This window comes from Candidatus Cyanaurora vandensis (assembly GCF_013285555.1).
Taxonomy (GTDB): domain Bacteria; phylum Cyanobacteriota; class Cyanobacteriia; order Gloeobacterales; family Anthocerotibacteraceae; genus Cyanaurora; species Cyanaurora vandensis.
In genome coordinates this window covers 1-2,710 of sequence record NZ_JAAXLT010000215.1, presented here as the reverse complement: position 1 = coordinate 2,710, position 2,710 = coordinate 1, and the positions used below count along the sequence as shown (strand labels likewise).

Below are 2,710 nucleotides of genomic sequence, written 5' to 3'. Positions count from 1 at the left end.
GTGGGATGGTCAGTTGTTCCCCAGTGTTGGTCAAGACTGAAGCGGGTAGGGTCCGCCACTGGCGCGGTTCCAGGTAGGTGATGGGCAGGGGTACGGGCCGGGGAGTAATATCGGAGCGCAGGGTCAATAGCCAACTGCCCACCGTCGCCGGGAGATTGCGGTAAATAAAGTCCAGTTGATAACGATCAAGCTGGTCCGCGCCATACAGAATTCCCGCCGGACCCGGCAAAATCCGTAGCCGGGGAGCCACCAGCCGCCCAATAATCCGGTTCGCACTGCGGATAATCACCGGATTCATCGAATAGATCTCGGCCTGGACTCGTTGCAGGGGGACGGAGCGAGCGTTGAAAAGTAACTGGGGCTGGAGACGACCCCCTTGAGGATCACTGCCAAAGGAGAGAATCACCTCAGTTTGGTCGCGCTGGAGTCGGGCGAGGACGACACAGGTATCCCCGAGGGCGTAGGCACGGCTGGATTGGGGGATACTCAGTTGGCCCACGGTAATGACCCCGTTGGTCCGCCGTACCTGGGGGTCCGTGGGGATGAGGGGGTCCAGGGAGGCCAGTCGGGAACTGGGGCTGCAATCAAAGGTCACCACCCGGTCTTGACTGTCAGCGAGGACCGTCTGGGGAACCAAGGGCGACTGGAAACTTAGTTCGACGGATGAGGGCACCGTGGCGGTGACGCCAAAGGGCAGGTCCGGCGAGGTTGGTTGAGGTTCGGGGGCGGCGATAATACTGAGGCTGGCGTTGGGGTCGTCATCGCGGGGGACAAGACTGGCATTGCGGACGACCAAACCCTGGGGACCGGGGGCGGTGATGACGATGGTGCCCCGTCCGCTGTAGGTGAAGGCTTTAAATTTCTCCTCGGTAAGCAGAAGCGGTTTGGTCGTGATGTGCAGGATACCGTTACGGAGCTTACTCAGGTCAAAATGCCCATTCGCACTGTCGTAGAGCAACGCGCCATCGGCAGCCAAGATATCCTCATCACTTTTGAACTCGCCGCCAAAGGTCGTCCCCAAGGCACCCAAGGCTTGGGCGAACGAGAGGTCTAGTTGGAGGGTATTGCGTCGGTCAGTGGGTAAGGTCTGGGGCTGGATGCTCTTAGTTTGGGGGTCTATTTCGCTCACGCCCGCGCCAATCTGCCAGAAGCCCTCGTTGGGTTTGCTCACCGTGGGATAGAGAGTTTTGTTATCTTCGCTGGTCTCCAAGGAGCGGGTGAAACTCAACTCCGCCTGTCCCCGCGAACGAATTGCCTTGTCAGTGACCTCCTGGGTATCCACGATGAGGGGTCCCTCAAACTTGACCGGGCTGGGACTCGACAGGCTGCCGATGATGGCAAGGATAGATTGCTTGTTTTGGCTGGTGTCGTAGCCTAGGACGGGGACTAGAGCAACAGCGGCGGCGGGTTTCAGGCCCACCAGAGGATCATTGAAATCCACATAGAAGCCGAGATTACGGGCACGGACTTGACGTTGACTCCGGTAGCCCAAGGCACTGAAAGCTTCCCCGACCACAACCATGTCCCGTTCGGCAATCCGGGCAATGCCCTCATTTGCAATCAATTCCGGGATATCGAGGGGCCGCCACTGCACCTCACCCAAACTATAGAGCCACCACTGCTGGTCAAATTGACGACCCCGTGCCCGCTCCACTACCTGCTCAAAGTCCGTTGCCAAGGGACGGTCATCGAGATAACTATCCAAGACCAACTCATTACCATCTATGAGCGTGGCCCCGAAATAAAACTGGGCACCCAGGTTAAAAACATAGGGGTCCTCCGCCGACTCTGGGGGCGCGTTGCCGTCCTGTCCCAGACCCAGCAGGCCCTCCCGAAAAACCGCCACCATTTGACCCAGCCCACTCTCCGCACTCGTCTCTGCTAGCAGTCGTTCTCGCCCCGCGACCGTGCGCTGAGACTGACTATTACTAAGGACCAAGAGCGATCCCGCCAGCGCGACTAGCAAGACCCCGACCAAAAGGACAAAAAGTAAAGAGAACCCCCGCCGTCCCCTGTGGCTGCTACCCATGACCACCCCACGCGCCAACCAACCTAGACTAGCTTGACCCCCGTTTCGCCAGGGACCACCGTACCAATGACCGCGCCAGGAACGCCTTGTTCCTCAAAAAAAGCTACACTCGCCGCTGCTGTTGCTGCCGGGACAATTGCCACCATCCCCAGACCCTGATTAAAAGTCTCATCCAAAACCCGTTGTTCGAGTTGGCCTAATTCCTGTAACCAACCAAAGACCGGAGGAGCCTGCCAACTACCGCGCTCAATTTGGGCACAGAGTCCCGGTCTCAGGATGCGCGGCACATTCTCCAACAGTCCACCCCCGGTGATGTGGGCCAGTCCATGCAGGGGTAGGTCCGAGCGCAGGAAGGCCAAGACGGATTTGACATAGATCCGAGTCGGCGTGAGCAAGACTTCGCCCACTGTCATCTTCTGACCAGGAAAGGGACTATGGAGGTCTACTTGGGCTGTCTCTACAATCTTGCGGACTAGGCTAAACCCATTACTATGCAATCCCGAACTCGCCAGCCCCAAAATTTTGTCCCCCGGGCCGACCAAGTGACCATCCAAGAGTCGTTCCCGCTCCACCAGCCCCACACAAAATCCCGCCAAATCATACTCACCCGCCGGATAAAACCCCGGCATCTCCGCTGTCTCTCCTCCCAACAGCGCACAGCCCGCCTGCTGACAGCCCACC

The 2,710-nt window shown here is 58.7% G+C and carries 2 protein-coding genes; both read right to left on the bottom strand.

The features are described 5' to 3' along the window. Positions 1-2,029 (bottom strand): hypothetical protein (locus HFM78_RS15140; protein WP_287130291.1); only part of this gene is annotated, 2,029 nt, incomplete at its 3' end. A 23-nt stretch (positions 2,030-2,052) separates the two neighbouring features. Further along, the coding region (gene purM / locus HFM78_RS15135) for a phosphoribosylformylglycinamidine cyclo-ligase (protein ID WP_287130290.1) at positions 2,053-2,710 on the bottom strand (658 nt) is incomplete at its 5' end.